Source organism: Natronospira bacteriovora, from assembly GCF_030848495.1.
In the GTDB taxonomy this organism is placed as follows: domain Bacteria; phylum Pseudomonadota; class Gammaproteobacteria; order Natronospirales; family Natronospiraceae; genus Natronospira; species Natronospira bacteriovora.
Window position 1 is genome coordinate 91706 of record NZ_JAVDDT010000008.1, and the last position, 8295, is coordinate 100000.

Here is an 8295-nt window from a genome sequence, read left to right on the forward strand (position 1 = left end):
TTATGACCATGAAATTCCAAGTGTCGTTTGAACCTTCTTACCGAGCCACTGGCTCCGGCTCATCGAGCTTCAGGCTGAGGCATTTTGCCGAGCCGCCTGCCTTGAGAAACTCGGTCAGGGGCGTGGTATGGACCCGGAAGCCGGCCTTCTCCAGCTCACCCCGAAGTCTCTCTGAACATTCATGCATGATGATGTCCTGGCCGACATTGATGGCGTTGCAGGAGAATACAGCGGCCTCGGCTTCCTGAACGATGATTCGCTTCTCGGCGGGTACCCGCTCTTCGATCAATCGGTTGGAATTGACGTCGTAGGCGTCCGGGTAGTACATCAGATAACCGCCGCTGAGTGGGCAAAAGCAGGTATCGATGTGATAGAAACGCTCATCCACCAATTTGAGGCCCAGCACTTCCACATCAAGGAAATCCGCGAGGAATTCCTGCGCCTCAACATCACTGCGGAAACCTGAGCCCGCCCAAAGCCATCCACCGGCGCGATCGAAGAGGGAGTCACCGGCGCCCTCGTAAAGGACACCTTTGGGCAGCTCGCCCACTTCATAGCCATTGGAGCGGAACCAGTCCGCAAAATACTGTTCTTCCGGCTGGCGTTCCTTGTGGGCGAAGCTGGACACCACGGCCCGCTTGCCGGCCACCGTACCGGCATTGGCGGTGAAGACCATGTCCGGCACTCCTTGCCGCGGCTCCATCTCCACCACCTCGGCAAACCGGGCTACCAGATCCCTCAGAGCACGCCATTGCTGCATGGCCTTCTCCTGGGAGACCTGATCCTCGTTCCCCTTCATCCAGGGGTTGATGGCATAGTTGACGTGAAAATGGTCGGGCGGGCACATGAGGATGCGGGTGGCTTTGGCCATGTTTTCTTCCGTTCCTGTTGGTTCAGGCGCTCTGAATCGGGATAAATGAAGCAGGAATTCTACCGGATTTTACGGCCGACTTCATGAATCAGCCGGAAAAAGGAAACGGCCCGCAATGCGGGCCGCTCCAGTTTCATCAAGCTGTGATACAGCTACCTCAGGGGCAGACAGTCACTTCGTTGGAGCACTCACCGGAGTCGGTGTCACACACCTGGAAGGTGTGGCAGGCACCGCCACGGATATTGCTGGTCCAGGTCCACTCGCCGGTGTTGCTGACAGTGGCCTCGACGCCGGCGTTGCGCAGCACGTCAACCATGCTGGACTCGGCGCCGCTCCAGCTCAGGTCCGCGCGGTGACGGCCCTGAACCTTGTAGCCAACAGCACTCAGCTCGATGGAATCGGCATCACCGTCATCACCGTTGCCATCATCACCGCCGTTGTCGCCATCATCGCCGTCATCGTCGTCGCCGCCATTTCCATCGTCGCCGCCGTTGCCGTCATCACCGCCATCATCGCCACCGCCGGCACAGCCGTTGGCGGACAGATAGTCGACGGCATCGCGGGCCTGGACAAGACCGTAGCCGAACTCGTTGTTACGGCCGGCACTACCCAGATCCAGGGCGGTAGCCGCCAGGGCGTCACGGATTTCCTGGTTGCTGCAGCTCAGGTGATGGCTCCAGACCAGGGCAGCGACACCGGCTACATGAGGGCTGGCCATGGAGGTGCCATTCCAGCTGGCATAGTTGCCCACGCCGGTCGCCACAAATGCGGTTTCACCCAGTCGATCCAGGGCAGCAAGGCCATCGGCCTGGCTGATACCAACAGACGGAATGCCCGTGACCACATCACCAAGGGTACCCTGGAGGGCGCCGGATTCGTTGTTGTAGATCACGGCACCCACGCCGCCGCCGGCCTCACAGGCCTGAACCTTTTCGGCGAAGCTGATCTGGCCGCGCTCGATCAGGCAGACCTGACCCTGGGCGTTACAGGTGGAGGTACCCAGACCACAGTCCATGAGGGAACCCTGGCCCTGGGCGTCCGGGGAACCGTCCATGGCGATGGCGGAGAACGCATCACCGGAGAGGGTGAAGGTTTCCTCGTTGCCGGTGCCCATGGGCACGGTGGAGCGAACGGCCACGCCTGGCGCGGACAGTTCGACCTGGTCATTGCGCTGGGAGAAGCTGGCCAGCTCCATGTTTTCATCGATGGCAGCCACGGAGACCACGGCATCGTAGGAAGCCGGATAGCTCTTGCGTGTATTGCCATCGTTGCCCGCAGCCGCAATGGACAGGACACCACGGTCATGCGCGGCGGCGAAGGCATTGGCTTCGGAATTGCTGGAGAAACTGCCACCCAGGCTCATGTTGACGACATTGGAACCGGCGTCTTCACAAACGTTCAGGGCATGAACCAGATCCGAGGAGTACCCCCAGGAACCGCTGTCATTGAAGACCTTGACGATATGCAGATTCAGGTTGCCGGAAGGCAGGACACCCACCACGCCCACATCGTTGTTGAGGGCGGCGATGGTGCCGGCGACGTGGGTGCCATGGCCGGAGCCGTCCTGGTACCAGTTGCCGGTGCCGGAATCGTTGGTTCCGGTGACGTTGCCCCCCGAGGGCAGATCTTCATGGTTGATATCGTAGCCGGAATCGATGACACAGACCGTCATCTCACTGGCGGCACCATCGGCGACCTGGTCCGCCTGGACCATGGCGATGCCATAGGGGCTGACCTGCGTGGACATGAGCTCCCGGCGCGGGTCTTTTTCCACGTAGGCCACATGCGGGTTGTTGCGAAGACCGTTGATGGCCTGGCTGGGCAGGCTGACCGCGAAGGCGTTGAGGTCGTCGAACTGATAGTGGATCTCGCCACCCTGGGCATTCAGGGCGCGCTGCACGCTGCCTTTATGACCCTGGTCGAAAACCACCCACACACGTTCGTTGCCTTCCGCCGCGGCGGAAGCGCTGAAGGCGCCCGCGATAATGGCCGCGGCCAGGGCACCAGTACTGCTGTTGCGAATATGAGACACAGTAACCTCCAAAAGGATGCTGCTATCGGTTCCCCCCCGATATTTTCGCCACATCCTGGACGATCACTCGAAAGTAGATGGATATTTGCTGGAAAACTGTGAACTGCGTCACAGTTTCAGAGGCCCAAGCGGATTGAACATAAGCTTTCTGACGAACGGAGCGGGAAAAAGCGGGCAGTAGTCGGGGCGAGAAAGCATGGAAGGCCCGGAATCGGGTTTACTTCCATGCCCTTTGATCGGTTTGGCGGGCAAGGTGAGAGTGATGATCGCCTACCAGCGGTGGTAGGCCGGATGACCGGGCTTCACCGCCATGAAACGTCCGTGGCAGGTATCGCAGAGCTTCTCCCCGGCATAAAGTTCACCCTCCACGGTCACCACATCACCTTCGCAAGCCACCACCCGGGCCACCAGACGCAAGGGCTGATCGGTGGGCGTCGGGCGCCGCAGCTTGATCTGGTAGTCCATGGTGACGGTGCAGGGGGGTGTTTCTTCGCCTCGCACATTCATCAGGTGCCAGGCGGCGGTCCAGTTGCAATGGCAGTCCAGAATGGAACCGATGATTCCACCGTTCAGCACCCCCGGAAACGCCTCATGATGGGGCTCGGGCCGCCAGCTGGCAACGACCTCCTCTCCCTTGGGGAAGGATCGTACCCGCAAGCCCTTGTCATTGGCCGGCCCACAGCCATAACAGGCGTTGTGGGGGGCGTAGCGTTCCTGCAGGCACAACTCCTCAGACATTGTTCGTTCCCATCCTCAGCTGCCCTGGCGGGGCAGGAAGTTTTCCGCGAGCATGCAGCGCACGCTGCCACCGGCGTATTTCTCGATGGTGCTGATGTCACTGCTCACCAGGCGCACGTGTCGCTCAAGTTTAGCTATCTGGCTGTCATCAAGGCTGTTTCTTGCCTGCGCCGACATGGCCAGTATGGGCTTTCCATCCCGGCTCAGCAGCTGCAGCATATTGCCGGCGAACTGATTCATCTGGGCTGTTGAAATGGGTACGAGCTCATGGCCGCTACGTTCCAGGCGCGACAACACGCGGATTCGCTCCTGCTCATCCGGAATTGCCTCGTCACAAATGACCGCAAAGGTATCCCCCACGCACATCATCACGTTCGTGTGGTAGATCTCCTTTCCGCCGCTGACGGCGGTGAAGGCTTCCGGTTCATAATCGAAGCGCTCGCACCAGTCGTGGAAAAGGGCCGGATTGGTTCGTGAGGAGAGACAGGCATAGGCGACGTGGTTCCGACGATCCAGTACCAGGCTCCCGGTGCCTTCAAGAAAGCGCGCCCGATCCTCGCTGGAAGAAAGGTCATGGACAGTCGTCACCTGACGGTGATGCTTGCTTTTCAGCGCCTCCAGGATGTCCTGCCGACGCTCGGCGCGCCGACTGGGCGCCGCCATGGGATAAAGAATGGCCGAGCCGTCCGCGTGGGTACTCAGCCAGTTGTTGGGGAAAAGCGCGTCCGGGGTGACCGGATCCGGTGTATCCTCGAAGACCAGCACCTCGACGCCGGCCGCTTCGAGGGCAGCCTTGAGCCCATCGAACTCATCCCGCGCACGGCGCTTTACCTCCTCAGCATCCTGCTCATCGATACCGGCCTGGAAGCTGTTGCTTTTCGCGGTCTCCGGATTGGAGGTAAAGCTCGCGGGCCGGATCATGATCACAGAATCCGTGCACTGATTTTCCGTTGTCATAAGGCATCCTGGAGGGTCGGTATTCGTGACCCTATTCTACCCGAAAGCCGGTCGGTCGCTAAATCCTGAGAGAGGATTGATCGCTACCTGCAATGACGCCCGGTGAGAAGGGGCAGCTACGAGCACGGTCACAACCGACAATGCAAAAGGGTGGGGCTTCCCCATGCCATAAAAAAACCCCGGCAGTCCTAAGACTACCGGGGTCCGATATAAAGCCTGGCGGTGACCTACGCGAGCATGGGGGCGAACGAGGATCGAAATGCCGGTGGCATTTCGCAGCCGACGTGAGCGACCGGCCAGGGATGGCCGGACTGGACGACGCACCAGGGAGGGTTGCCGGGCACGGCCTCTCTCAGAGTCACCCATGGAAAAGGGTGGGGTTTCCCCATGCCATAAAAAAACCCCGGCAGTCACAAGACCACCGGGGTCGGATATAAAGCCTGGCGGTGACCTACGCGAGCATGGGGGCGAACGAGGATCGAAATGCCGGTGGCATTTCGCAGCCGACGTGAGCGGCCGGCCAGGGATGGCCGGACTGGACGAGGCAACAGGGAGGGTTGCCGGGCACGGCCTCTCTCAGAGTCACCCATGGAAAAGGGTGGGGTTTCCCCATGCCATAAAAAAACCCCGGCAGTCATAAGACTACCGGGGTCGGATATAAAGCCTGGCGGTGACCTACTCTCACATGGGAAACCCCACACTACCATCGGCGCTGAGCGGTTTCACTTCCGAGTTCGAAATGGAATCGGGTGGTTCACACTCGCTATGGCCGCCAGGCGAACTGGCTCACGGCAGGCGATGACTCTCGTCACCGCCCGGGAATTCAGAAGATCGTCATTGGCGCAAGCAGAATATCAACCTGCTTTCGCACTCAAGTTGCTTGAGTGTTATATGGTCAAGCCTCACGGGCAATTAGTACTGGTTAGCTTCAGCCATTACTGACCTTCCACACCCAGCCTATCAACGTTGTAGTCTCCAACGGCCCTTCAGGGACCTCAAGGGTCCAGAGAGATCTCATCTTGGGAGGGGCTTCCCGCTTAGATGCTTTCAGCGGTTATCCCTTCCGAACATAGCTACCGGGCAATGCCACTGGCGTGACAACCCGAACACCAGAGGTTCGTCCACTCCGGTCCTCTCGTACTAGGAGCAGCTTCCCTCAAATCTCTAACGCCCATGGCAGATAGGGACCGAACTGTCTCACGACGTTCTAAACCCAGCTCGCGTACCACTTTAAATGGCGAACAGCCATACCCTTGGGACCTGCTTCAGCCCCAGGATGTGATGAGCCGACATCGAGGTGCCAAACTCCTCCGTCGATGTGGACTCTTGGGAGGAATCAGCCTGTTATCCCCGGAGTACCTTTTATCCGTTGAGCGATGGCCCTTCCACATAGAACCACCGGATCACTAAGACCTGCTTTCGCACCTGCTCGACGTGTCTGTCTCGCAGTCAAGCACCCTTATGCCTTTGCACTCATTGCGCGATTTCCGACCGCGCTGAGGGTACCTTCGTACTCCTCCGTTACTCTTTGGGAGGAGACCGCCCCAGTCAAACTACCCACCATACACTGTCCCCGACCCGGATAACGGGCCTGGGTTAGAACCTCAAACATGCCAGGGTGGTATTTCAAGGGTGGCTCCACGACGACTGGCGTCGCCGCTTCAAAGCCTCCCACCTATCCTACACAAGCATGTTCAAAATTCAGTGTAAAGCTGTAGTAAAGGTTCACGGGGTCTTTCCGTCTTGCCACGGGAACGCAGCATCTTCACTGCGATTTCAATTTCACTGAGTCTCGGGTGGAGACAGTGGGGCCATCGTTACGCCATTCGTGCAGGTCGGAACTTACCCGACAAGGAATTTCGCTACCTTAGGACCGTTATAGTTACGGCCGCCGTTTACCGGGGCTTCGATCAGGAGCTTCGCCGAAGCTAACCCCATCAATTAACCTTCCGGCACCGGGCAGGCGTCACACCCTATACGTCCACTTACGTGTTTGCAGAGTGCTGTGTTTTTAGTAAACAGTCGCAGCCCCCTGGTCACTGCGGCCTCCCTCGGCTCCGGTCGCAAGGACCTTCACCTAATAGAGGCGTACCTTCTCCCGAAGTTACGGTACCATTTTGCCGAGTTCCTTCACCCGAGTTCTCTCAAGCGCCTTAGGATTCTCTCCTCGCCTACCTGTGTCGGTTTACGGTACGGTCACGTACTACCTGATGCTTAGAGGCTTTTCCTGGAAGCATGGCATTAGTCACTTCGGTCCACTCAGGACCTCGACATCACGTCTCAGGATTGTGCAAGCGGATTTGCCAACTCACACTCCCTACACGCTTGAACCGGGACGTCCAACACCCGGATGACCTAGCCTCCTTCGTCCCCCCTTCGCAGTAATACATGGCACAGGAATATTAACCTGTTTTCCATCGGCTACGCCTTTCGGCCTCACCTTAGGGACCGGCTCACCCTGCGCCGATTAGCGTTGCGCAGGAAACCTTGGGCTTTCGGCGAGCGGGCTTTTCACCCGCTTTATCGTTACTCATGTCAGCATTCGCACTTCCGATACCTCCAGGAGCCCTCGCGGGTCTCCCTTCAGCGGCGTACGGAACGCTCCCCTACCACGCATGCAAGCATGCGTCCGCAGCTTCGGTACATGGCTTAGCCCCGTTGAATCTTCCGCGCAGGCCGACTCGACCAGTGAGCTATTACGCTTTCTTTAAAGGGTGGCTGCTTCTAAGCCAACCTCCTGGCTGTCTGTGCCTTCCCACATCGTTTCCCACTGAGCCATGATTTTGGGACCTTAGCTGGCGGTCTGGGCTGTTTCCCTCTCGACGACGGACCTTAGCACCCGCCGTCTGTCTCCCGTGATTGCACTTCTCGGTATTCGGAGTTTGCATCGGTTTGGTAAGCCGGGATGGCCCCCTAGCCGAAACAGTGCTCTACCCCCGAGAGTGAGACACGAGGCACTACCTAAATAGTTTTCGGGGAGAACCAGCTATCTCCGAGCTCGTTTAGCTTTTCACTTCTACCCACAGCTCATCCCCTAACTTTTCAACGTTAGTGGGTTCGCGCCTCCAGTGGGAATTACCCCACCTTCACACTGGCCATGGGTAGATCGCTCGGTTTCGGGTCTACTCCTAGCGACTGGACGCCCTATTAAGACTCGGTTTCCCTTCGGCTTCCCTATACGGTTAACCTCGCCACTAAAAGTAACTCGCTGACCCATTATACAAAAGGTACGCCGTCACCCTTGCGGGCTCCGACTGCTTGTACGCACACGGTTTCAGGTTCTATTTCACTCCCCTCTCCGGGGTTCTTTTCGCCTTTCCCTCACGGTACTGGTTCACTATCGGTCGGTAGGGAGTATTTAGCCTTGGAGGGTGGGCCCCCCATATTCAGACAGGATAACACGTGTCCCGCCCTACTCGATTTCACTTTGAATAGGTTTTCGCGTACAGGGCTGTCACCTTGTATCGCCGCACTTTCCAGAGCGTTCCGCTAACCACATCAAAGCTTAAGGGCTAATCCCCGTTCGTTCGCCACTACTAAGGGAATCTCGGTTGATTTCTTTTCCTCCGGCTACTTAGATGTTTCAGTTCGCCGGGTTTGCCTCATGCAGCTATGGATTCACTGCATGATAGTCACCGTAGTGACTGGGTTTCCCCATTCGGAAATCCCCGGATCAAAGCCTGTTTGTCGGCTCCCC

At 58.3% G+C, this 8295-nt stretch carries 4 protein-coding genes and 2 rRNA genes (1 of these 6 running past the window's edge); all 6 read right to left on the reverse strand.

Features of this window, described 5'->3' with window-relative positions:
- Positions 1 to 37: 37 nt before the first annotated feature.
- Complete coding sequence (locus RBH19_RS11840; RefSeq protein WP_306729064.1) at positions 38 to 871, reverse strand: dimethylarginine dimethylaminohydrolase family protein; 834 nt, start codon at positions 869 to 871, stop codon at positions 38 to 40.
- Positions 872 to 1028: 157 nt separating this feature from the next.
- Positions 1029 to 2903, reverse strand: coding sequence for a S8 family serine peptidase (locus RBH19_RS11845; RefSeq protein WP_306729065.1), 1875 nt, complete (start codon positions 2901 to 2903; stop codon positions 1029 to 1031).
- A gap of 270 nt (positions 2904 to 3173) precedes the next feature.
- A complete protein-coding gene (locus RBH19_RS11850; RefSeq protein ID WP_306729066.1) occupies positions 3174 to 3641 on the reverse strand; it encodes a PaaI family thioesterase in 468 nt (155 codons plus the stop codon).
- Positions 3642 to 3656: 15 nt separating this feature from the next.
- Positions 3657 to 4562: a citrulline utilization hydrolase CtlX gene (gene ctlX / locus RBH19_RS11855; RefSeq protein WP_306729067.1), complete on the reverse strand. Its 906-nt coding sequence runs from the start codon at positions 4560 to 4562 to the stop codon at positions 3657 to 3659.
- A gap of 698 nt (positions 4563 to 5260) precedes the next feature.
- Positions 5261 to 5375, reverse strand: a 5S ribosomal RNA gene (rrf, locus tag RBH19_RS11860).
- 114 nt (positions 5376 to 5489) lie between these two features.
- A 23S ribosomal RNA gene (locus RBH19_RS11865) occupies positions 5490 to 8295 on the reverse strand; it runs 79 nt beyond the window's last position.

Coding starts and splice junctions, on each gene's coding strand:
- RBH19_RS11840 (WP_306729064.1), bottom strand. CDS start 871: ATGGCCAAAGCCACCCGCATCCTCATGTGCCCGCCCGACCATTTTCAC.
- RBH19_RS11850 (WP_306729066.1), bottom strand. CDS start 3,641: ATGTCTGAGGAGTTGTGCCTGCAGGAACGCTACGCCCCCCACAACGCC.
- ctlX (WP_306729067.1), bottom strand. CDS start 4,562: ATGATCCGGCCCGCGAGCTTTACCTCCAATCCGGAGACCGCGAAAAGC.